Raw genomic sequence first — 22,092 nt, 5'->3', positions numbered from 1 at the left:
GAGGCAAATATGCTATCATTTGAAGAAAAACTAAATATTATTGAGGAGTTCCCTCAATTAGAACGAAAGAATGTTTCATTAAAACGCGTTAATTTTCATTATGCGGAAAGTGGAAGTGACAAAAAGAACGTCGTGTATCACTTACATCCCAATGGAAACGGATTTGTATATGCGGACAAGCTGAATGAGTATGAGACAGATGAAAAAGGGATGGTCAATATTAGAGATTTTTCAAAAGAAGAACTAAAAGAAATTATTGAAAAATCCATTCAATCATTAAGACCGAATATACAAGAAGAAGAGACGGTCGAGGAAGAAACAGTGGAAGAAGAAACATGGATTGATACGGAAAATAATACACTCCTTCTTCTTCAAGAAGAAGGGTTTTGGAATATATATGCCGGAGTCAATCTAGAAAATAGTTTTTCAAGCTACGAGGAAGCTTGTGAATACTTAAAGGAAGAAGGCTTTAACAAGTCTTCCATTTAAGATACGTAGGAAAAACAACGCAGAGGGTGGGACAAAAGAATTTTACATAAAGAAAAAGCCAAACTATAATACAATAAAACATCGTAATAGTTCGCGTTTTTCTTTTCGCTGATTTATCTTTTTTATAGCTAAAAAACAAGTTCGTTCCATTGCGCTCCAGTCACTCGCTTTCCGCGGGGAGGAAGCTGAGCCTCCTCACTGCGCTGCGGGGTCTCAGCCTTTCCTCTATTTCCCGCAGGAGTCGAGTGTCTTCCACTCCATTTCACTAATCTTATAAAATGGGGCGAGAAACAAAAATAGATTTTATTTATCATTCGTCTAATTCAACAAATGATTATTCAGCTTTAAGCATTATCCTTTTTAGTTTTGTCTCAGCCCCGTTTTACTATTTTCATGAAAACGTGGAACAGCTCAAGGGCTTATCCAAAAAAAAGGAGGAGAAAGAACTTGAGTCAAAATAGATTGGTCCCGAATACCTTCTTGTATACCTTCAATTATGCGGAGGAAGAAGAACACCTATGTAAATTAGAAGTTCGTTCTCTATTTCGTGCTGACTTACATGCCTTTGTATTAGAGAGCAGTATAAATAGAGATCCAAGCAGGAGTCCTTTTATAAAAGAAAAAATAGCGGTTCTATTTACAGGTGATACGTTAGAAGAGCTAAAACAAAGGGTAGAGGCAATGCCTTCTTTGCCTAGTACGTATAAGGTAATCGGCATCAATTATCGGGACATCGATCCCCTTGATAAAATGGAATTTAATGATAGGAAAGGAATCGCTAGACAAATTGGATGCTTGGTTCCAGGTGCAGCAAGTCTTCATAATCCAGAGATAGTATTTGCTATTACCAAGTTAAAAGGAAAATGGTATTTCGGATACTATTCGGAAAATCAGGGTATGTGGCTTATTCATCAACAGAAACCTCATAACTACTCAACTGCACTAACTACCCGAATGGCTAGAGCGCTAGTAAATATTGCAGTTCCAGAATTAAGAGGAGTGAAGGTGATTGATCCATGCTGTGGCATCGGGACAGTATTGGTAGAGGCTTTATCGATGGGAGTTAATATAACAGGCAGTGATTATAATCCCTTAGTCATGAAGGGCATTCGGAACAATCTCGCCCATTTTGGACTTTCTGGTCCTGTATTTTTAAGGGATATCAGAGACATAACAGAAATGTATGATGTGGCAATTATCGACATGCCATATAATCTTTGCTCCGTTGTTTCCGATGAGGAAAAATTTGCAATGCTGCAAAGCGCCCGTCGCTTTGCTAAAAAAATGGTCATCGTAACGACTGAAGATATAGATGGAATACTGGGTGAAGCAGGTTTTGAAATAGTAGATCGGTGTGAAGTCCCAAAGGGAAAATTTATACGGCAAACAATCGTTTGCTGCTAAGGCATAGGGATGGAATAGATGAGGATTAACTTGTAGTTTAAATACTCGATGAACTAATATATGATAACAAACAAAACGATTGGATTTATTATCCAATCGTTTTGTTTGCAAAGTTGTTTTCTTCAACGAGCTCCCCCATTACTTTAAGTATATTTCTTAACAGGCTAATTCCCTTTCAATTCAATTATTATGGAAATCTTCCTATCTCTAAATAGAGATATATTCAACATCAGATTATTTTTATTATACAAATTCACTTAACTTCCTTTACTTATTTTTGAAATCCCCTTCTTCTCAAATTAAATCTAATTTGTAATTTTTCTAAATTAAGATGAATAAACGATACCCCTGCTAATATTAGTAGTCCCCCTAATAGAGATACCTGTGTTGGTTTTTCACCAAGCCAAAACCACCCAATCACAAATGAAAGTGCTGGAGTTAAATAAAGCGAACTAGTTGCTACAGAGGACCCAACACGTAAAGTTAAGTAAGCTAATATTATATACGGAATAATGGTAGGGAATATCCCTAAATATATGACGCTTAAAGTGGACTCTAATGAAGAATTTGTAATTTCTCCTACTAAACCCGGGAGAAGAAAAAGCATACAAATAGTCCCAGCAATAATGGTATAAACAGTAAAGGCGAAAAAACCATACTTCTTAATATAATGCGTTTGAAAAACAAAATAAAAACTTTCTGATATTGATGCTATAAGAATAAATAAAATTCCACTGCCAGTTCCAAAACCCCATGTTCCTAAGGAAATCAAAGCTACTCCAAAAAAGCTAATAATAGATCCAATCCATTTTGATATTCCGAATTTTTCCTGGAGAAACCAACCAGCTAAAAAAGCGCAAATAATCGGTGTAGTTGAGACCAGTAAACTGGCAATTCCTGAACTAACTGTCTTTTCTCCTATATTTAATGCCAAATGGTATACAGTAAAGCCTAAAAATCCAAACAAAAATATAATGGGAATATCTTTAAATTCAGGCAATTTCATTTTAAAAATAATAGCAATTCCTATGAGTAATATGGAACCCACTAACATTCTAAATAGGGCAAGGTGCTCAGGTGTATAAGATTGTAATCCGACCCGAATCCCTGTAAAAGCTGATCCCCAAAGAAAAATTATAAGACAATTTGCCACTACTATCCTAATATTCAATTTATACGGCATATGTTCACATCCTCGATAAAATTTCCAACCAATTCTATTTTTCTTTCCCATAGTATTTAAGATTTGTTAAAATGTCTGCAACCAGTTAAAAAAGAAAAAAACCAACCACTTAAGTGATAAGGGAATTTTAATGGAGGTAAACGGAATTGGTATTGAAAATTAAAACTCCAAAATATCAACAAATAATCGATTTTATTAAAGAGAAAATATCTAATGGAGAGTGGCCAATCGGAAGTAAAATACCTAGCCAAAGAGTATTAGCAAAAAGATTCGAGGTTAATAGAAGTACAATTATTACTGCTTTGGAAGAGTTAATGGCTGATGGATTAATTGAGGCTAAAATTGGATTAGGCACATACGTAGCGAATAACACATGGACTTTATTGGCTACAAATCCACCACCTGATTGGGATGAACATGTAAAATCTGGATTACTTAGACCAAGTCAATCAACTGTACAGGAAATAAATTTGGCCGAATCTAATGCTGATCTTATACAACTTAGCAAAGGGGAGTTATCTAAAGATTTATTTCCCTTAGAAACAATGAAATCAGTGTTAAGAAGAGTATCTGACCAATTAGAGGCTTTTGGGTATGAAGAACCAAAAGGGTTTCTTCCTTTAAGAGAAGCTTTGAGTGATTATCTTAAAACTATCGGTATTCAGGCTTCCCCTTCTTCCATTTTAATTGTATCTGGTGCATTACAGGCTCTGCAATTAATTTCAGTGGGGCTACTCCATAGAGGTTCAAGTGTTTTACTGGAACAACCTTCCTATCTTTATTCCCTTCGTGTTTTTCAATCTGCTGGGATGAAGCTTACAGGACTACCAATTGATGAAGATGGACTTATACCTAACTCTATTTCCATCACAAATAAACAACGCAACAGAGCCATTTTGTATTCCATTCCCTGTTTTCATAACCCTACAGGTATCTTAATGCCTGACAAACGACGCCAAGAGCTCCTTAGCATTTGTAAAAAGGAACAGCTTCCTATGATTGAAGACGATATTTATCGAGAATTATGGCTTGATGAAATTTCACCTTCTCCTATTAAGGCAAATGATAAACATGGTCATGTATTGTATTTAGGCAGTCTATCTAAATCGTTAAGCCCTGGTTTAAGGATTGGATGGATTGTTGGACCAGAACCAGTCATTGAACGATTATCCGATATAAAAATGCAGACAGATTATGGTTCCAGCTCCATATCTCAAAGAGTAGCAGCTGAATGGTTTAAAAGTGGGTTATATGAACAACACCTTGGCTTGGTACGAGAAGAGTTAAAAAAAAGACGGACAGTTATGTTAGAAACATTAGAATATTATTTAAGCGATATAGCTTCTTGGTATACACCAAAGGGTGGATTCTTTATTTGGTTAAAAATAACTTCAAAAATTTCCATGAAAGAACTTTATGTAAAAGCCTTAGACAGAGGCATATTACTGAACCCTGGAAGTATATATGGTCAAGATTCTAACCGTTATCTTCGCCTTTCTTATAGCTATGCCTCCATCGCTAACTTGAAAAAGGGAATTTACCAGTTAAGCAAAATTATAAGAGAACTTGTAGGTAGTTAGATTGTAAATATTTATGCTGTGAAAAAATTTGGCTTCTCATTCTAATGGTTACTTTACCTTGTTTATCTATTCCGCTTATAGCAAAAAAACAATTAAGAAATATGTACTTACTGCTCTAACAATGAGTGCATATCTTGTTCTAGAAGAAAAATTTTCAGTAAAGAAAAAATGGTGGTGGTTCCCGTAAAATATAAAACATAATGTCTTGGCCGAACTACCATTAATTAGTGAACCATTCTTTACTGGTTCTATTTGGATAGAAAGAAGTTTATCAGTAATAATTTAGGAATGTCGTTTTATAGATATTCCTATTTTTTCCTATTAGTAAAAATGTATCCCTTATTTAACGGACGGATCTTTTGGTTTAAGTAGCATTATTTACAAGCTTTCTTTTTTCTTACTTATGCTTTGGCTATTTAAACACTTCAAAACTTTCTAGCTAAACAAGCAATAACAAGACAGAATAGCTCACCAAACCAAGGAAAAAAGCAATGAAACTGCTCTCTCTTTCTTCTGGTAACTCTTCCTTCAGTACATTTAAAATTATCCCCCCTGCCAAGAATGCTGTGAGCATGGAAATATAAATTTCCTTTAATTCAGTAAATAAGCCAACCATCCATCCAAATAATATTGCTAATGTTAGTAACCATCTACCAAAATGGTCATATATTTCTTTGTGATCTTTTCTTAGACTGTGATCATTGGTAACAAAATGAACCGCCATTGCTAAGAAGTAGAATAACATTCCCCAATTGCTTCTATATGTTTCTCTAATCAAAAGATAACCAATTAGCGCGTTATATACAAAAAAAGATGTTATATGAATCCAAAATACACCGGTTTTCGATTTTTTTGTCCCACTTTCTTTTTTTGATTTTTTAACCATCTTTTCTAGTCCATAGAAAATAGTTAATCCCAGCAGAGCTATCAGATAGGCGTGATTCTCAAATAGGTGAAAAATTCCTTTATCTCCTAATTGCTCTAATACTCTTTGATGTTTGCTTAACTCGGGCATTAGATGGATAAATACATAAGAAACTGCTATACCACCAGCGATTGAGAGAAATCTACTTCTAGGTGAATCTTTGATAAACTTCATTGTTTTAGAAAAGAAATGAATAAAAATAAATCCAATTACAAAAACAAGACTTAGACTAATCGTCATTTTAATCCCACCAAATTTTTAGGTTAGTATAGTAAATAACCTAAATCTACATAACAAAACCATACTCAGAGATTTTGAGCCAGTTATTCTGCTAATTATAATATAGAAAAACATTGGAATATTGGTAGTAGGCATGGACATCTTTCTCAGAAATATCACATTAATTCCTTATTTAACAGCAAACACAAAAAATCTATTTTGAATAAGAATTGAACAAAATGGATTTTCTTCTGGATTTTGTCTTTTTATTTGAACTCATTTATTTAAGTGTAAAAATATATTTCTTATAGCAGGCATCAGAATTATAACTATTGAAATTTCCTGAATGAGATAAAAATGACATACCAAATAACAAGCAAAATAACACCCCGATTGCACGATTCAATATTTATTGTTAAGAAGCGATTAGGGGTGTTATTTGCTATATTGCAAGCTAGCAAATTTACATGTATTTATAGTGTTTTATTCACAAAACGGAATTACCTACTATTAATCTACCTGACTTTTTTGTTTTATCAGAAGGATAAGGGGTATATATTTCCATAAGCAATATATCAAGTTAGAGGTAATGGTAAAAAGTAAATGAAAGAAAAAGGATGGATAGCCAACATGTTGTTGAATAAAAAGATACTACTGTTCTTCAGTTTAATCGGGCTCTGCCTTTTATCTGCTTGTGCCGAAAAGGAGAAGCTTGCAGATGGATCTGAACTGATTAATAAAAATCAATTTGTTTTTGCTGCTTCTGGTGAGTTTAAGCCATTTAGTTATATAAATAACGATCTCACCATGTCAGGATTTGATGTTGAAGTTGGCGAAGCACTTGCAAAAGAAATGGGACTTGAACCAGTTCAGAAGCGAATTAAATTCAAAGGGATTGTAGAAGGGGTGAAAACAGGACGTGCAGATGCAGCCGTTGCCAGTCACACGATTAATCCGCAGCGGAGCAAACATGTTGCCTTCAGTACTCCTTACTACTACTCGGGCCCGCAAATTTTCACCAGACCAGATAGTTCAATTAAGACGGTCGACGATTTAAAGGGAAAGGAAGTAGCTGTTGCAAAAGGTTCTACATATGCCGATACTGCCTCCAAGTATACGGACAAAATAAAAACATATGACAGTGATATTACGGCTTTACAAGCGTTAAGCAGCGGTCGCCATGATGCAGTAATCACCGATTTTGTAACAGGGAAAAGTGCTGCACAGGAAGGGTTTAAGATTAAAGCACAGCAGTTAATTGATCGCAGTGAACAAGCGATAGTTCTTCCCAAAGATAATCCAAAACTATTGAAGCGAGTAAACCAAGCCTTGGAAAAACTCCGAGAGGATGGGACACTTACTCGCATTAGCATGAAATATTTTGGAGAGGACATTACGACTAAACCAGAATAAATTTATACCAGAATAGAAAGGAAGTAATACTTTGCCAAGTTTTTCACATTTTTTTAACATACTAGCGGAAACAAAAGGTGTATTCCTAAAAGCTATGCTTTTGACATTAGAGCTGACAGCTGTTTCGATCGTACTCGGAATCGTCATTGGGCTGATCTTTGCCTTATTAAAAATTTCTAAAATCAAAGTGCTGGAGTTTATTTCCGATGCATATGTCTATTTGGTTCGCGGGACACCGCTGATTGTTCAAATATTTATTCTCTATTTCGGAATAAGTGGAATTTTCCTTCTTCCTGATTTTTGGGCTGCTTCCCTGGCGTTAGCATTCCATAATGGAGCTTATATTTCTGAGATTCTTCGTGGAGCAATTCAGGCAGTTGACAAAGGTCAGTTAGAAGCAGGACGTTCTTTGGGAATGACAAAGGCACTGACATTAAGGAGAATTATTCTTCCACAGGCATTTAGACGCGCGCTGCCACCTTTAGGTAATCAATTTATCATTAGTTTAAAAGATTCTTCGCTAGCTGCATTTATCTCCATGAATGAGCTGTTCAATGTAGCAACAACACTAGGATCCAATAATTTTGACGAAATGACCTATTTACTCATTGTAGCTGTCTACTATTTAGTACTAGTAGCACTGTTGACATTTGTAGTAAACCGAATTGAATTAAAATTAGCAGTAAGCGACAGATAGGGGCGAAGAAATTGGACAAGAAAGAAATGATCAGAATAAACCAATTGAATAAATCATTTGGAGACTTACATGTATTGAAAAATATCGATTTGACTGTTTATGAAAGTGATGTCGTTTGTTTAATAGGATCAAGTGGTTCAGGAAAAAGTACCCTCCTTCGCTGTTTGAATTTTTTAGAAAAAAAGGATAACGGCAGCATTATCATTGAGGGGAATGAGGTCAATCCAAGCACCGATAACTTGAACAAAATTAGGGAAAAGGTAGGAATGGTATTTCAAAATTTCAACTTATTTCCACATAAAACCGTACTGGAAAATATTATTGAAGCACCTATCATGGTAAAGGGTGTAGACAAAGATAAAGCTATCTCCAAAGCAAAACAGTTACTGCAAAAAGTAGATTTAGAGGATAAGGCAGATGTTTATCCTAGTAAACTATCAGGTGGGCAAAAGCAGCGGGTAGCCATTGCCAGAGCACTTGCAATGGAACCAGATATTATGCTCTTTGATGAGCCGACATCAGCACTGGATCCCGAGCTAGTGGGAGAGGTATTAACAACGATGAAAGACTTAGCAGAAGAAGGAATGACCATGGTGGTTGTAACCCACGAAATGGGATTTGCTAAAGAAGTAGCAGATAGTATTGTGTATATGCATGATGGAAAGATTATTGAACACGGTACAGCTGAGCAATTTTTTAACAATCCAAAAGAAGAAAGAACACAAGAATTTTTAAAAGCTACGATGCTTAAATAACAAAGAAGTCCTGTCTAAAAGTATAGACAGGACTTCTTTGTTATTGTATTTGGGTGGATATATTTCATAAAATACGCTTGTGAATCTAAAGAAGATAGCCGTTTATGGTTATCTTCTTTCATTTTAATAGAGCTAAGAAGAGCATAATATTCTTTTTCTAAAGACAGACCATAAAAGCAAGAATGAGGACGAAATGGTGGCAGATTACTTGTTAAAATAGGTCCAATAAAAGATTTGGAGGAAAATTAAAATGAATAAGATGAAGGAATTCAAGGAACTACATTTTTCAGAGGATTTATTATTTCTTGGAAACGCCTGGGATCTTCTTTCAGCTTTAACGCTAGAAAAGGCTGGATTTAAAGCAATTGGTACAACTAGTTGGGGAATTGCTAACTCATTAGGATATTCAGATGGAGAATTAATTGATTTTGATCGACACTTAGCTATAATCAAAACGATTACAGAGAATGTAAGAATCCCTGTTTCCGCTGATATTGAAGCTGGATACAGTGAGGATATAGATAAAATTATTAATAATGTATTAAGGACAGCTGAGATTGGAGTTGCTGGTATCAATATAGAGGATTCACTGAAAAAATCAAATGAATTGAGAGAAATAACGCAGCATTGTAAACTAATGGAAAAAATGAGGGCAGCCTTAGATAGAAATGGTTATAAAGACTTTTATATCAACGCCAGAACGGATACTTACCTAAAAAGGAAAAATCCCTTGCTGGAAACAATGGAACGAGCTCGTGCATATGTGGAAAGTGGTGCCAGTGGAATTTTTGTTCCTGGGTTAAGAGAGGATAAAGAGATTAAAGAAATTACAAAGAATGTTAGCGCTCCACTAAATCTATTATCTTTACCTGGGCTGACGAATTGTAATATGCTTAAAGAATTAGGAGTAAGACGATTTAGTTTTGGAAACGCTCTATCTGATAGTGTAATTGTTCATTTAGAAAAAAAGGTTGGCGAATTATTAGAGTTCAAGGATACGTCCTCTTTGTATGAAAAAGAAGCACTAGGGTGAAAGGATAGTGGTTTATATGTCGACTAATCTCAATCTTTCATTTGAAGAGATGTGGGAGAAAATCATCAATTGTGATCGTAAATATGATGGGATTTTTTTTACCGCAGTAAAAACAACAAAAATATATTGCCGTCCTTCCTGCAAATCACGGAAGCCTAAAAAGAAAAATGTTGAATTTTACTATGATAGGAATGAAGCTGAAAAAGCTGGGTATCGTCCTTGCAAAAGGTGCCAGCCAGAAGTTGAGCATTCTCCTCATATTGAACTTGTCAGAAATATCATTACCTTCCTAGTCAATCATTATAAACAAAATTTGATATTAAAGGATATAGCAGCCCATGTCGGTTTGAGTCCCTTTTATTTGGAGCGATTGTTTAAAAAGGAAACTGCTGAAACCCCACGTGCTTATTTAGAAAAAATACGCATTGATAAAGCGGCCTACCTTCTCAAAAGCACTGCTATGACAAACCTAGAAATTTGTTATGAGGTGGGTTTCCAGAGTTCCTCTAATTTTTACAAAGTATTTAGAAGCATAAAAAACTGTTCTCCTAGTGAATATCGCAAGGGATACCAACATGAATTGGATTGATTATGAATCTTATATCGAGATTTATCCTCCAAAGGAATTTAATTTTGAAGAGTGTTTAGTTTTTTTAGGCAGATCCAATCAGGAAGTGCTTCATCGGATTGAAGAGGGATTTTTATACAAATTGATAAAAGTGAATGAATCGTTGATTTTATGTAAAGTTGGATCAATCGATCATGCCATAAAGGTCGAATTTCCATTGAATCCAGCATCCAATGACATACACAAAAAAGTGGCGGAGTATATTTGGGAATGGTTTGATTTGGATCAGGATTTGGAGAGCTTTTACCAAGTTGCAGATAAAGATAAAGTGTTAAGGCAGCTTACCCATAAATACCATGGTTTAAGGATTATGTGCATTCCTGACTTATTTGAGGCGGCCGTGTGGGCAATTATGGGTCAGCAAATTAATTTAACATTTGCCTATACCTTAAAGAAACGCTTCGTTGAAAAGTATGGCGAAAGCCTAACATTCCAAGAGGAAACATTGTGGTTATTCCCCTCATTTGAAAAAATTGCGTCTATCCATGTCGATGATTTAAGGGAACTTCAATTTACTACAAGGAAGGCTGAATACATCATTGGCATTGCTAAAGATATGCAAAGCGGCAAATTAACAAAAGAATTATTACTTATGAAGCAAGATAATTATCAAGTAAAAAAATCTCTTCTGTTGATAAGAGGGATAGGAGCATGGACGGCAGAGTATGTCATGATGAAATGCCTCCACTACACCTCCTCCTTCCCAGTTTCAGATGTCGGCCTTCATAATGCCTTAAAGAATGTATTAGAGCTTAAGAGTAAACCGACTATAGAAAAAACGAAAGAATTAGCAGAAGGTTGGAAAGGCTGGCAGGCATATGCAACTTTTTATCTTTGGAGGTCATTATATGACAAAAATATATAAATTAGATTATGAATCGCCGATTGGAATGATAGAAATAATTGGTACCCATGAAGCAATTATTTCTATTTTATTTTCTGAAGAGAATGATAAGAGTGTGAATTTATTACAACCAGAAACTCCTCTCGTTTTAATAGAATGCTATAACCAGCTCGACGAATATTTTAAAGGCAAGCGCCATGAATTTTCCATCCCATACCAATTGGAAGGAACAGATTTTCAAAGCGCGGTATGGAACGCTTTAATAAAAATACCGTATGCTGAAACGGGGTCCTATAAGGATATAGCCATGTCCATTGGGAATGCAAGAGCGATTAGAGCTATAGGAAGCGCAAATGGAAAAAACAAGTTAAGCATTGTCATTCCTTGTCACAGAGTAATCGGATCAAATGGGACATTAACTGGCTATGCAGGAGGTTTATGGAGGAAAGAATGGCTGCTTCAACATGAGAAAACGTATCACAGGTAATTGAAATGTTAATGATAATCCACACCAATCATTAAAGATTGGTGTGGATTTTTTATTTTTATTATAGAAGAGAGTAATAATAGTTCCTTTTATTACTCAATAGGGTGATGGTTTCAGCTATCATTTTTACTCCCCATTTTATTTGATGATCTTGTACTTGTGATATACATAAACGGATGAGATTATCCTTCTTGTAGTTGGTCAAGAACATTCTATCCGCATCATCAATTAATATCAGTTTTTCAGATAATAAAAAAGCTAGTCTTTTGGCTGATACATTTTCAGGTAAATAAATAGAGAGATAAAAACCGCTGTCCGGTTGCGTGTAATGTGTCCCCTCAGGAAGTAATTCTTCACAAGCACTTTTTAGTAATTGCATTCTATGAAAATAAACTTCTTTTATTTTTTTAATATGACTTTTATACATCCCGCTTTTTAAATAGATTTCTAACGCACCTTGTGAAAGGACGGAACTATTAAAGTCCGAACTAAATTTATAGCGTAAGAAGTTATTTATCATTATTTTTGGCAATACCACTCCAGCAATACGCAGCCCTGGAAGAAATACCTTTGAGAAACTTTTAATATAAATGACTCTTCCAGAAGTGTCATAAGAGAATAATGGATCAGATTTTTTGTTGCGGTCTAATTCACCCAAAAAGTCGTCTTCCACAATATAAACGTCATACTTATTTGCCAGCTCCACTATTTTTTTCTTCTCATTATTCGTATAAGAATGTCCAAGGGGGTTATGAAATCTTGGAATGATATAGAAAAACTTAATGTTATTATTTTTAAAAATATATTCAAGGCGGTCTAAATCGATACCGTTCATGGAGAGTTCTATCCCAAAGGTGGAAACTTGATGTATTTGCAGTGATTCAATCATGCCAAAATAGGTTGGCTGCTCAATAAGAATATTTTTTTTGCCGTTTGGAAAAGGGAGTGCTGTAAGCAGATGGATAGCTTGTTGCGAGCCTGAAACAATTACAACACGATCAGGATCGGTGAATACTTGTGAATCTTGAAGATTTTTAACTATTTCTGTACGTAAGGAGTAAAAGCCTTGATGATCTGAATAGGTGAATATATCCTTTTTGTATATTTCGATAGCTTGATTTAAGCAATGCTGAAATTCTAGATAAGGAATTAAATGGTTGTCTGGTCCAGCTGATAAAAAATCAACAATGGTAGAATCCTCGGCAGAGAGGGCAAATTCATTTACGATATAATAGCCGCTTTGAGGTATTGCATAAACTAAGTGTTCTTTTTCTAGCTCACTGTAAGCTTTAATCACAGTATTTTTACTACAGGAAAACGTTTCAGACAACTGGCGAACAGAAGGTAATTTACTACCAGCGACAAGTGTCCCATTTGTAAGTTGATTCTTAATTTCCTCTACAATTTTTTTGTATTTTGTGCTCAAAATAATGGCCAACCTCCTCAAACTGTACCATGACAGATTTAGAAAATAGATATGTATATTTGGTTTCTGTATCAGGTATTATCTAAATTATAGCAAAACTGTCACTGTATATTTAGGTTTCTTAAGACAGAAAAAAATAGTAGGAGGAAAACGAATGGAAAAGGAAAAATTGGGGTTATTATTAGGCTTGGTGGGAGTAATTTGTTTTAGTTTAACCTTGCCAGCTACCAGTATTTCTGTTGAATATTTTGGTACTACCGTGGTTGGATTAGGAAGAACGGTTCTTGCAGCAATTATAGCTGGTATCGTGCTTGTTGTTGGAAAGGAGAGAGTTCCTAATCGGCAGCAATTTAAAAGTATCCTAATTGTCGCCATGGGCGCTGTCTTAGGATTTCCATTACTAACTTCATGGGCAATGCAAGCACTACCAGTTTCGCATGGAGCGGTTGAAGTGGCTTTATTGCCATTAGCTACAGCAGGGATTGCGATGTTAAGAGCTGGAGAAAAACCTTCAGTGAGATTTTGGATTGCCAGTCTAATCGGTGCCGGTGCCGTAATTTTTTATGCAGTTAATTTAGGTTTTGGCAAACTTCAGTTTGCAGATTTGGCACTTTTGACAGCAGTCATTATTTTAGGTTTTAGTTATGCCGAAGGGGGCAAGCTTTCCAAAGAAATAGGAAGTTGGCAAGTAATAGCATGGGCCATCGTTATTGGAGCGCCATTTTTCGTCATTCCAGTTGTAATGGATTTTTCTGTTGAAATGTTAACTGCCCCATTTCAAGCTTGGGTTAGCTTAATCTATTTAGCTATTGTAAGCCAGTTTTTAGCATACATTGTTTGGTATGGCGGCATGGCATTAGGAGGTGTTGCAAGGGTTAGCCAGCTTCAATATATACAACCTTTTATTATGATTATCTTTGCAACAATCTTTTTAGATGAGTCGATAACGCTTGTAACGATCGTAACAGCAATAATTGTAGTCGTTTCGGTAATCGTTGGGAAAAATACTCCGATATCAAAAAAGACATCACCCTCAGATAGAATAAAAAATATTGATTTAAGATAAATGAAAATATAAAGAATCAGTAAAAAGAAAAATGTGCGTTTTTTCTATTTTACGACGAAGTAGTTAATCTGATAATTTGATGCCCGGGAGGTGGATGATACTCACAACCTCCTTTTTAAAAAGAAACGCTGTTTTCGTAAACTTTGTTGTTTTTCTCATAGATGAAAGAGAACTCCGAGGGAAGTTCCCTTTCTAACTAGACTTTTTTAAATTTCTATTGTTCCAATGATAGTTTTAATACGTTCTTGCTCTTCGCCCTTATCTAAGTATTCGAAAAATCCCAGTCGATTACCCCAAGGGTCTGTGAAAGTTCCCCATTTCACTGGTACTTCAGGTCTTGAATGTATTTCAAAACTATCAATCTTTAATTCATCTATCAGTCTGTCTCTTTCAGCTTCAATGTTAGTAACTCCTAAACGTAAAGGTCCGTTACCCTCGGTAAGAGTTCCTTCTGCGACCTGCAACCAACAACCAGGAATGAGTTCCCACTCAGCAAATCCCTCGTGTGGAGTGAAATCAGGCTTCTTATTAAGCAGTGTTTCATACCACTTTTGCCCTTCTTCAATATTGGCAACTCTAACCTGAGTAGTCATTTCAAAAATCATCTATATCCCTCCTAAATATGTATTATCAAATATAATAATACATATTTAGAGATTAATTTTCTTTAGGTAATAGCCAATTTAGATTATATACATAATATAAAATCTCTTCATCTTCGATTTAACACATAATAGGATACCTCTCCACTTTTAGATAAAGCAGAAATAGTCTTTGCGCATGTTTTCAATTAGGTTATCTCTTTCTTAAGGTTCTATAGGACTTTAAGATCATCTTTTAATTTTCCTCACTTGTCTCTTTCGAATAATTACGTACAAAAAATAGGTGTTCTCCGCTGGATAAATAATCCACGTCACTAAAATATTGCATATCGTTATTTGCTATAATCCATATTAGTTTAGGCGAGAATCTCTTTTATTCTAATATTAAAATCTAGATAAAAAATGGCTTCCCTAACTTGAAAAAAATGGTTAATATATGGATGATTACATGTGGACACACAAAAAACATATCCATAGCTTAAGTTTAAGTTAGGAATAAACTGCCGCATGAAACAAAGGAGTATAACATGAGAAAACGCAGTATTACTGTCAAGTTATTCGCTGTAACGTCTATATTCTTTTTGGTGTTTTACGCCATGATTATGATATTTCAGCTAGTATTCTTTGACCGTTTTTATCAACATCATAAAACGAAAGAAGCAGCAAAGCATATCCATCAGTTAGCAGAAGGATATGAGCAAAATTCTTGGAGCGAAGCAGAACTGACAAAACAGACATTGTCCTACATAAAGAAGACAAAAAGCCCGTTGACGATTGTGGACACAGAAGGTTATCAGTTGGTACAAGATCCTTTTAATATCATGTTGGATACAGAGGATGGCAAAATTGTGGAAGTATCACTTTCATTACTCATCACAGATTATGGAAAACAAGTACAAGCATTGAATATTGCAAAGGGGGATACAGTGATTGTACAAGGGGAAACAGATGCTCTAGTTTCTTCAGTCATTTATCCATCTATTATTACGAAGAATAGCTCTAGTGTTGGGGAAAGTCAGGCCGAGAATGAAGTGACCATTAAAGGGAAGGTAAAAAGTATTTCGCTGCCTAAAGGGAAAGTGGCAAGTAGAGGGCTAGGAATTCTCTATGATGCACTATTGGAATGGTTCCCTCTTCAAGAGAAGCAGATAAAGCAGCTTTCCAGAGGAGAAAGCCTAAAGTTAGACTGGGTAGAGTCATGGAGTGGAAAACATTATTTAGTATTAATGGAGCCAATCAAGAAAGACGGAGAAATGCAAATTATGTTCTCTGTCACATCTCTTCAAGAAATCAGAGATACCAATGAATCGCTCCGAATATTTTATGTATATATCGGAATTGCTGGCTTTATTCTCATCCTTTTATTGTCGTTATTCTTCTCCCGTCTTGTTAGTAGACCACTGATTAAGCTGAATGAAATGGCAAAAAAAATGGTGCATCTAGACTTCTCATCGCTGAAACCGATTAAGCAGAAGGATGAGCTGGGGAGTCTGGCGAACAATATGCTTGTTATGGCGCAGAACTTGGATGTTGCATTAAATGGTTTGAAAGAAGCCAATGGAAAGCTGAAAGAGGATATGGAAAAGCGTCTGCAAATGGAGAAGGAGCAGCGTGAATTTTTCGAACATGCTTCCCATGAGCTGAAGACCCCTCTGAGTATTGTCAAAAGCTTTGCAGAAGGGCTGCAAGATGGAGTCAGTCCAGATAAACAGGATCACTATATAGAAGTAATTATTGAGGAATCAGAAAAGATGGAAGTGCTGATTAAAAATATGCTGGATTTGGCTAAGTTGGAGAACGGTGTAATCAAACTACGAAAAACATCTTTCTTGCTTAGTGAAATGATTGAGGATTTGGCAAATAAACTATTTTGTATAGCTAGAGAGAAAAATGTGGTAATTGAAATCATGCCGAAGAATGAACAGCATATTTTGGCAGATTATGAGTGGATGGAACGAGTAATGAAGAATCTTCTTATTAATGCGATCCGCCACAGCGAACCTGACTCTGTCATTAGAATTTGTATCGAATTGGATCAAGATAATGGCAACAGTGTGTTTCAAATCGAGAATACAGGTCCACAGATACCAGAAGAGCAGCTGGATAAAATCTGGAAACGTTTCTATCGAGCTGAATCTTCTCGCAGCCGAATGACTGGTGGTACAGGATTAGGATTGGCCATTGTTCAGCAAATACTCAGCCTGCATGGCTTTCATTATGGAGCAGAAAACATACCAGGCGGTGTACGTTTCTATATTCACTTTCGTTAATGGTAATAATTTCTTATAGGACACATGAAAGACATATAACCTTGTTAATATCTTTAAATTGGAAGGAAGATTCACGATGGGGAAGAAAGTATTGCTTGTCGAGGATGAAGTGAGAATTCGAGAAGTCGTAGCTGATTATTTTAAAAAGGACGGCTGGGAAGTGTATGAAACGGATAATGGCAGCAGTGCAATAGATTGGTTTGATGCCATATATCCTGATTTAGTTATTCTTGATATTATGATGCCACAAATGGATGGATTTGCTGTTACCAAGCAGGTTCGCATGAGCTCTGGCGTACCCATTATTTTGCTGACAGCGAAATCCAGTGATGATGATAAAATCCATGGCTTTGAACTTGGAGCTGATGATTATGTTACCAAGCCGTTCAGTCCAAAAGTGTTAGTAGCACGTGCTAATTCCTTAATGAAACGGGCAAAAGAGCATTATCTGCCGACTGGTCATATGATAAGCTTCGGTGAGGCAATTGTTAATACTAAGTCTCATCAACTTCAGCTTGCAGGTCAACAAGTCGAATTAACGCCAAAAGAATATGAATTATTAGTTTTCTTACTTCAGCATAAAAATAATGTCCTTTCACGTGAAACAATTTTGAATCATGTATGGGGATTCGACTTCGATGGTGATAGTCGAGTTGTGGATACACATATTAAAAAGCTTAGGGCTAAATTAAGCTTTGAATCCCATCATATCCGGACTGTTATTGGAACAGGCTATAAGTTTGAATAAAAGAAAGGAGAGAGAAGATGAATAAGCTTAAACAGTTGTATAGGCATACTGGCGTCCGGTTTGCTTTACAGACTTGTTTTTATTTGGCTATCCTCATTACCTTATTCTTGCTGTATGGCTTCCATACGGCCAATACAGGCAACTATATTTATAATGATTTCTAAATGGAGAAGATAATAAAATGAAACTTTTAACTCGTATTGCGCAGCATGCGGTAAAAAAATCAGAACAGATAGCATATCGTACAGAAGACCAGATGCTGACTTATGGATTGCTCTGGGATAAATCAAGAAGGCTGGCAAGCTTATTACACGCCATTAAGCTTAAGCGGCAGACGCCAATTGTAGTGTATGGACATATGGGAATAGATATGCCGGTATCGTTTCTCGCTTGTGTTCAAGCCGGCCATCCTTATATACCGGTAGATACATCGATTCCAATCGAACGGGTGCGTCTTATTGTCGAAAAATCTGGCGCTGGGGTGGTAATTAATACGACAACTAGCAAGCTGGATTTTGAAGGTGTTATAGTTTTACAGATGCTAGAAATGAATTTGGAACAAGTAGAGCATATTGGAGAAGAGTACTGGGTCCAAAGTGATGAGGTTTTTTATATCATTTATACGTCTGGCAGTACTGGAAATCCCAAAGGAGTTCAAATAACTGCAGCGAATCTACAATCCTTTACCGATTGGATGACAGGGGACTTTCCGCTAGGGGAAGGAAAGGTATTCTTGAACCAGGCTCCCTTTTCATTCGATTTGTCTGTAATGGACTTTTATCCAGCCTTACAGAGTGGGGGTACCATTCATACGCTGGAGAAAGAAGTAAGCAATAAACCGAAGCTTTTGTTTGAGAACTTAAGTCATTCGTCTATACAAATATGGACATCGACACCATCTTTTGTGCAAATGTGTTTTCCTAACCCAGATTTTAATCAAAAGATGCTTCCAGAGCTTGAACTATTCCTTTTCTGTGGGGAAGTACTGCCACTTGCTGTAGCCACGGAGCTGAAGGAGCGCTTCCCGAAAGCGAGAATTTTTAATACCTATGGACCTACAGAGGCAACAGTAGCGGTGACATCTATTGAAATTACGGAAGAATTGCTTGCAGAAGAGAAGGCTCTGCCAGTAGGCTATCCAAAATCGGATATGCGTGTTTTCGTTTTGGATGAATTAGATAATCCGCTCCCAGAAGGAGAAAAAGGTGAACTTATTCTTGCAGGGCCAAGTGTATCAAAAGGATATCTCGGTGAGCCGCAACTGACAGAAAAGGCATTTGGCATGATAAACGGAATGAATGCATATCGTACCGGAGACGCAGGGTTCATTCAAGACGGAGTGGTGTACTGCCAAGGAAGAATGGATTATCAGATTAAGCTGCATGGCTATCGGATGGAACTGGAAGAAATTGAATTCCACCTGAATCAGTCTGAATATATTAAGACTGCCATTATTATTCCTTATGCACCAAATGAAGAAATTGAATACTTGATTGCGGCAGTTGTTCCAGAGAATCATGACTTTGATAAGGAATTCAAACTGACTGCTGCTATTCGTAAGGATCTTGCCTTGCGCTTACCAGCATATATGATTCCTCGTAAATTTACGTATCATTCTTCTATTCCAATGACGATAAATGGAAAAGTAGACCGTAAGAAGATGAAGGAAGAGGTACTAGCATGACCCCGTATAGTTCTTTCCTTTTCTTTATTATTTTAGGTATCTTGCTACTGCCGACGATAATCCTCGGTATAAAGGGCAAGAACCTGCGTTTTTACAATGTATTTGTTTCTATTGTTGTACTGGCCATTATCTTTTCTAGTGGGAATGCAGGCTTTTTCTCATTAGTAGTTTTCACTATCCTTCAAGTAATATTGGTAAAAGGCTATATTCATTATCGCCAGAAAAAGAATAGTAGTCTCATATTTTATGTAATAAGCTTTCTATCCATTCTGCCTTTAATTTTATCTAAAGTCTTGCCTATTTTGGCAGTGGATAATTGGGCGAGTTTTCTAGGTATCTCTTATCTGACATTCCGAGCTGTCCAAATTATTATTGAAACAAGAGATGGATTGATTAAAAATCAGCTTTCGATTTTTCAGCTTGTTAATTTTATGTTATTTTACCCGACCATTTCATCTGGGCCGATTGACCGTTTCCGTCGATTTGAGAAGGATGAGAATAAGCGTTGGACACCAGAGGAATATAGAGAGCTGCTTTATAAAGGGATTAACAAAATCTTCCTTGGATTTTTGTATAAATTTATAATCGGCTATTGCATTAATGCATATTTCATCATGAATTTAACTTATATTTCAGATGGTAAGCTTTCTTATCACCTGCTATACATGTACAGCTATAGCCTATACCTATTTTTCGACTTTGCCGGCTATACGGCATTTGCAGTCGGAGTCAGTTATATAATGGGTATCCGGTCACCGGAGAACTTTAATAAGCCATTTATGAGCCGTAATATAAAGGATTTCTGGAATCGATGGCATATGTCTTTGTCATTTTGGTTCCGTGATTATGTGTTTATGCGCTTTGTTTTTTTAATAAAGAAGAAAAAATGGATAAAGAACAATATGCTCGTTTCAAATTTAGGGTATATTCTCCTGTTCCTTTTGATGGGCGTATGGCATGGATTAGAGATTCAATACATCATTTATGGAGCATATCATGCCCTGATGATGAGCGGTTTTAATTTCTTCGAGACTTGGAATAAAAAACATAAACGCTGGCCAACAGGAAAAGCGATGACAGTGGTTTCTATCATTATTACTTTCCATGTTGTTTGTTTCGGTTTTTATCTGTTTTCCGGCAAACCATTTCAATAAAAAGGGGATCTATATATGAATTTTAAAGAAAAAGTACTACAAGTTATTGCAGAAGTTTGTCAAGATGATGTGGTGAAAGAAGAGCTTGATTTGGATTTATTCGATTCAGGATTGATCGATTCGTTTGGGACTGTAGAATTACTTGTTAAATTTGAGGAACAACTTGAAATCAATGTACCAATTACAGAGTTCGACCGAGATACATGGAATACACCAAATGCTATCGTTGAACGTCTGAATGAGCTGAAATAATGAAGAAGAAATATTTATTTGGACCAATCATTCTTGCATTGGTCCTGTTTGCCGGGGTTGTATTTATACCCACATCATGGCTGGCTAAGCTAGTTCCTGCTGATCGGTTAGAGGAATCTGCAATCAGTTTAGAGCCAAATATGTTCCAAGGAACATATTTGCAAAATGAGATGCTCAAGCGTTCGACCTATGTTCCGATCTATGGCTCTTCGGAGTTGTCACGCTGGGATCCATTTCATCCATCCAATTATTTCGAAGTGAATTCCGCCCCATTCACACCTTATTTAATAGGAAAAGGCGGAATGACGTCAATTATTCATGATTTAAACTTTGCAACACATGCTGCTCAATTGAAGAACAAGCAAATGGTCATTATTGTATCGCCGCAATGGTTTGTAAAGCATGGTACAGATGAACAGCATTTTGCACCAAATTATTCTGCCCTGCAAGCGTACCAGCTTCCATTTAATAAGGATGTGGATGAGCAGGTGAAACGAAAATTGATGGAGCGTCTGATGACATATAGTGCGGTCAAGAACGATACGATACTCTATCAACTTTATGATGCTTATCTAAAAGACAAAAAGACATTGTTTAATATGTTATCCGTTCCTGCAAAGGGGTATATATCCATCCTTAAGAAAAAGGATTTATATTTTACGCTTTTGAAAGATAAACCAACCAATCGACATCAGTCAGCTAAAGTGAAGGATAAGACGTGGGAAGAATTACGTGCACAAGCTGATGCCTATGGCAAAAAACGGACACAGCATTCTCAATTTTACATTGATGATAAAGTATATAAGCATAAGAATGATTATATGAAGAGTATGAAAGGAAAGAACAAAGGTCATTCCTATGCTGAATCGCTGGAGTACGATGATTTTCAGCTGATGCTTGATATTCTAAAAAAGGCAGAAGCTGAACCGCTTTTTGTTATTATCCCAGTTAATGGTGCTTATTATGATTACACAGGCTTTCCTAAAAAAGGGCGGCAAGATTATTACAATCGTATAAAGAAACAGATAAGCGATAATGGCTTTAACTATGCTGATTACTCCGGCCATGAGCACGATCCCTATTTTATGAGGGATACGATTCATATTGGCTGGAAGGGCTGGGTTTATTTAAATGAGGATATGCAAAAATTTCTTGAATAGTATTAGGACGATTCACGTATGAAGTGGATCGTCTTCTTCTATTATTTCGGCAAGCGTATTTAGCAAATTTAGA

General features: G+C 36.1%; 22 protein-coding genes. 18 read left to right on the top strand and 4 right to left on the bottom strand.

Translation table 11 applies throughout. The features are described from left to right. Positions 1–9: 9 nt before the first annotated feature. Positions 10–489, top strand: coding sequence for a hypothetical protein (locus NX902_RS24250; RefSeq protein ID WP_095333325.1), 480 nt, complete (start codon positions 10–12; stop codon positions 487–489). 447 nt (positions 490–936) lie between these two features. After that, positions 937–1,893 (top strand): TRM11 family SAM-dependent methyltransferase, encoded by a 957-nt coding sequence (locus tag NX902_RS24245; protein WP_249928534.1) that lies wholly within the window; start codon positions 937–939, stop codon positions 1,891–1,893. 271 nt (positions 1,894–2,164) lie between these two features. Here the strand turns inward: NX902_RS24245 and NX902_RS24240 are convergent, their stop codons facing one another. Beyond that, positions 2,165–3,076 carry a DMT family transporter gene (locus NX902_RS24240; RefSeq protein WP_123260217.1) on the bottom strand — a complete coding sequence of 304 codons (912 nt, stop codon included), beginning with the start codon at positions 3,074–3,076 and terminating at the stop codon, positions 2,165–2,167. A gap of 146 nt (positions 3,077–3,222) precedes the next feature. Here NX902_RS24240 and pdxR point away from each other — a divergent pair, with 146 nt between their 5' ends. After that, positions 3,223–4,656 carry a MocR-like pyridoxine biosynthesis transcription factor PdxR gene (gene pdxR, locus NX902_RS24235; RefSeq protein ID WP_163187297.1) on the top strand — a complete coding sequence of 478 codons (1,434 nt, stop codon included), beginning with the start codon at positions 3,223–3,225 and terminating at the stop codon, positions 4,654–4,656. A gap of 439 nt (positions 4,657–5,095) precedes the next feature. On the opposite strand, the gene NX902_RS24230 is transcribed toward pdxR, so the two are convergent. After that, entirely contained in the window at positions 5,096–5,821 is a 726-nt protein-coding gene (locus tag NX902_RS24230; protein WP_123258599.1) for a hypothetical protein, read from the bottom strand. A gap of 609 nt (positions 5,822–6,430) precedes the next feature. Between NX902_RS24230 and NX902_RS24225 the strand changes: the two genes are divergently transcribed. The 7 genes from NX902_RS24225 to NX902_RS24195 all read left to right on the top strand — a co-directional run bounded on the left by NX902_RS24225 (position 6,431) and on the right by NX902_RS24195 (position 11,657). Further along, the gene (locus NX902_RS24225; protein ID WP_095329370.1) at positions 6,431–7,213 is read left to right on the top strand and encodes a transporter substrate-binding domain-containing protein; all 783 of its coding nucleotides are present in this window, start codon (positions 6,431–6,433) and stop codon (positions 7,211–7,213) included. Positions 7,214–7,244: 31 nt separating this feature from the next. Beyond that, positions 7,245–7,910, top strand: coding sequence for an amino acid ABC transporter permease (locus NX902_RS24220; protein WP_095329327.1), 666 nt, complete (start codon positions 7,245–7,247; stop codon positions 7,908–7,910). 26 nt (positions 7,911–7,936) lie between these two features. After that, positions 7,937–8,665 (top strand): amino acid ABC transporter ATP-binding protein, encoded by a 729-nt coding sequence (locus NX902_RS24215; protein ID WP_061797312.1) that lies wholly within the window; start codon positions 7,937–7,939, stop codon positions 8,663–8,665. Between the two features lie 250 nt (positions 8,666–8,915). Continuing rightward, positions 8,916–9,698 carry an isocitrate lyase/PEP mutase family protein gene (locus tag NX902_RS24210; RefSeq protein WP_341161052.1) on the top strand — a complete coding sequence of 261 codons (783 nt, stop codon included), beginning with the start codon at positions 8,916–8,918 and terminating at the stop codon, positions 9,696–9,698. Between the two features lie 16 nt (positions 9,699–9,714). Then, positions 9,715–10,287 carry a bifunctional transcriptional activator/DNA repair enzyme AdaA gene (locus tag NX902_RS24205; protein ID WP_171510377.1) on the top strand — a complete coding sequence of 191 codons (573 nt, stop codon included), beginning with the start codon at positions 9,715–9,717 and terminating at the stop codon, positions 10,285–10,287. Next, the gene (locus NX902_RS24200) at positions 10,274–11,191 is read left to right on the top strand and encodes a DNA-3-methyladenine glycosylase family protein (RefSeq protein WP_123258595.1); all 918 of its coding nucleotides are present in this window, start codon (positions 10,274–10,276) and stop codon (positions 11,189–11,191) included. The genes NX902_RS24205 and NX902_RS24200 overlap by 14 nt, the downstream gene beginning before the upstream one ends. Then, complete coding sequence (locus NX902_RS24195; protein WP_171510228.1) at positions 11,175–11,657, top strand: methylated-DNA--[protein]-cysteine S-methyltransferase; 483 nt, start codon at positions 11,175–11,177, stop codon at positions 11,655–11,657. The genes NX902_RS24200 and NX902_RS24195 overlap by 17 nt, the downstream gene beginning before the upstream one ends. A gap of 61 nt (positions 11,658–11,718) precedes the next feature. On the opposite strand, the gene NX902_RS24190 is transcribed toward NX902_RS24195, so the two are convergent. Next, positions 11,719–13,083: an aminotransferase-like domain-containing protein gene (locus NX902_RS24190; protein ID WP_123258593.1), complete on the bottom strand. Its 1,365-nt coding sequence runs from the start codon at positions 13,081–13,083 to the stop codon at positions 11,719–11,721. A gap of 154 nt (positions 13,084–13,237) precedes the next feature. Between NX902_RS24190 and NX902_RS24185 the strand changes: the two genes are divergently transcribed. Further along, a complete protein-coding gene (locus NX902_RS24185) occupies positions 13,238–14,149 on the top strand; it encodes a DMT family transporter (RefSeq protein WP_171510226.1) in 912 nt (303 codons plus the stop codon). 206 nt (positions 14,150–14,355) lie between these two features. Here NX902_RS24185 and NX902_RS24180 read toward each other — a convergent pair whose 3' ends face one another. Beyond that, positions 14,356–14,754 carry a VOC family protein gene (locus NX902_RS24180; RefSeq protein WP_123258591.1) on the bottom strand — a complete coding sequence of 133 codons (399 nt, stop codon included), beginning with the start codon at positions 14,752–14,754 and terminating at the stop codon, positions 14,356–14,358. Positions 14,755–15,278: 524 nt separating this feature from the next. Here NX902_RS24180 and NX902_RS24175 point away from each other — a divergent pair. The 7 genes from NX902_RS24175 to dltD all read left to right on the top strand — a co-directional run bounded on the left by NX902_RS24175 (position 15,279) and on the right by dltD (position 22,019). After that, complete coding sequence (locus NX902_RS24175; RefSeq protein ID WP_341123456.1) at positions 15,279–17,021, top strand: sensor histidine kinase; 1,743 nt, start codon at positions 15,279–15,281, stop codon at positions 17,019–17,021. Between the two features lie 76 nt (positions 17,022–17,097). Beyond that, positions 17,098–17,769 (top strand): response regulator transcription factor, encoded by a 672-nt coding sequence (locus tag NX902_RS24170; protein WP_095329333.1) that lies wholly within the window; start codon positions 17,098–17,100, stop codon positions 17,767–17,769. A 17-nt stretch (positions 17,770–17,786) separates the two neighbouring features. Then, positions 17,787–17,933, top strand: a complete 147-nt coding sequence (locus NX902_RS24165) for a teichoic acid D-Ala incorporation-associated protein DltX (RefSeq protein WP_095329334.1) — start codon at positions 17,787–17,789, stop codon at positions 17,931–17,933. A gap of 17 nt (positions 17,934–17,950) precedes the next feature. Further along, a complete protein-coding gene (gene dltA, locus NX902_RS24160) occupies positions 17,951–19,453 on the top strand; it encodes a D-alanine--poly(phosphoribitol) ligase subunit DltA (RefSeq protein WP_123260222.1) in 1,503 nt (500 codons plus the stop codon). After that, complete coding sequence (dltB, locus tag NX902_RS24155; RefSeq protein ID WP_171510224.1) at positions 19,450–20,607, top strand: D-alanyl-lipoteichoic acid biosynthesis protein DltB; 1,158 nt, start codon at positions 19,450–19,452, stop codon at positions 20,605–20,607. The genes dltA and dltB overlap by 4 nt, the downstream gene beginning before the upstream one ends. A gap of 15 nt (positions 20,608–20,622) precedes the next feature. Next, the gene (gene dltC / locus NX902_RS24150; protein WP_095329337.1) at positions 20,623–20,859 is read left to right on the top strand and encodes a D-alanine--poly(phosphoribitol) ligase subunit DltC; all 237 of its coding nucleotides are present in this window, start codon (positions 20,623–20,625) and stop codon (positions 20,857–20,859) included. After that, on the top strand, positions 20,859–22,019 hold the full coding sequence (gene dltD / locus NX902_RS24145) for a D-alanyl-lipoteichoic acid biosynthesis protein DltD (RefSeq protein ID WP_095329338.1): 1,161 nt from the start codon (positions 20,859–20,861) through the stop codon (positions 22,017–22,019). The genes dltC and dltD overlap by 1 nt, the downstream gene beginning before the upstream one ends. Positions 22,020–22,092 lie beyond the last annotated feature (73 nt).

Source organism: Niallia sp. FSL W8-0954, from assembly GCF_038005605.1.
GTDB classification, from domain to species: domain Bacteria; phylum Bacillota; class Bacilli; order Bacillales; family Cytobacillaceae; genus Niallia; species Niallia circulans_A.
The sequence above is the reverse complement of the archived record's forward strand: the minus strand, read 5'-3'. Positions and strand labels throughout refer to the sequence as shown.

Bases quoted from the DNA above. Each gene is read 5' to 3' on its own strand.
- NX902_RS24250 (WP_095333325.1), top strand. From the start codon at position 10: ATGCTATCATTTGAAGAAAAACTAAATATTATTGAGGAGTTCCCTCAA.
- NX902_RS24240 (WP_123260217.1), bottom strand. From the start codon at position 3,076: ATGCCGTATAAATTGAATATTAGGATAGTAGTGGCAAATTGTCTTATA.
- NX902_RS24230 (WP_123258599.1), bottom strand. From the start codon at position 5,821: ATGACGATTAGTCTAAGTCTTGTTTTTGTAATTGGATTTATTTTTATT.
- NX902_RS24225 (WP_095329370.1), top strand. From the start codon at position 6,431: ATGTTGTTGAATAAAAAGATACTACTGTTCTTCAGTTTAATCGGGCTC.
- NX902_RS24215 (WP_061797312.1), top strand. From the start codon at position 7,937: ATGATCAGAATAAACCAATTGAATAAATCATTTGGAGACTTACATGTA.
- NX902_RS24210 (WP_341161052.1), top strand. From the start codon at position 8,916: ATGAATAAGATGAAGGAATTCAAGGAACTACATTTTTCAGAGGATTTA.
- NX902_RS24205 (WP_171510377.1), top strand. From the start codon at position 9,715: ATGTCGACTAATCTCAATCTTTCATTTGAAGAGATGTGGGAGAAAATC.
- NX902_RS24200 (WP_123258595.1), top strand. From the start codon at position 10,274: ATGAATTGGATTGATTATGAATCTTATATCGAGATTTATCCTCCAAAG.
- NX902_RS24195 (WP_171510228.1), top strand. From the start codon at position 11,175: ATGACAAAAATATATAAATTAGATTATGAATCGCCGATTGGAATGATA.
- NX902_RS24185 (WP_171510226.1), top strand. From the start codon at position 13,238: ATGGAAAAGGAAAAATTGGGGTTATTATTAGGCTTGGTGGGAGTAATT.
- NX902_RS24180 (WP_123258591.1), bottom strand. From the start codon at position 14,754: ATGATTTTTGAAATGACTACTCAGGTTAGAGTTGCCAATATTGAAGAA.
- NX902_RS24175 (WP_341123456.1), top strand. From the start codon at position 15,279: ATGAGAAAACGCAGTATTACTGTCAAGTTATTCGCTGTAACGTCTATA.
- NX902_RS24170 (WP_095329333.1), top strand. From the start codon at position 17,098: ATGGGGAAGAAAGTATTGCTTGTCGAGGATGAAGTGAGAATTCGAGAA.
- NX902_RS24165 (WP_095329334.1), top strand. From the start codon at position 17,787: ATGAATAAGCTTAAACAGTTGTATAGGCATACTGGCGTCCGGTTTGCT.
- dltA (WP_123260222.1), top strand. From the start codon at position 17,951: ATGAAACTTTTAACTCGTATTGCGCAGCATGCGGTAAAAAAATCAGAA.
- dltB (WP_171510224.1), top strand. From the start codon at position 19,450: ATGACCCCGTATAGTTCTTTCCTTTTCTTTATTATTTTAGGTATCTTG.
- dltC (WP_095329337.1), top strand. From the start codon at position 20,623: ATGAATTTTAAAGAAAAAGTACTACAAGTTATTGCAGAAGTTTGTCAA.
- dltD (WP_095329338.1), top strand. From the start codon at position 20,859: ATGAAGAAGAAATATTTATTTGGACCAATCATTCTTGCATTGGTCCTG.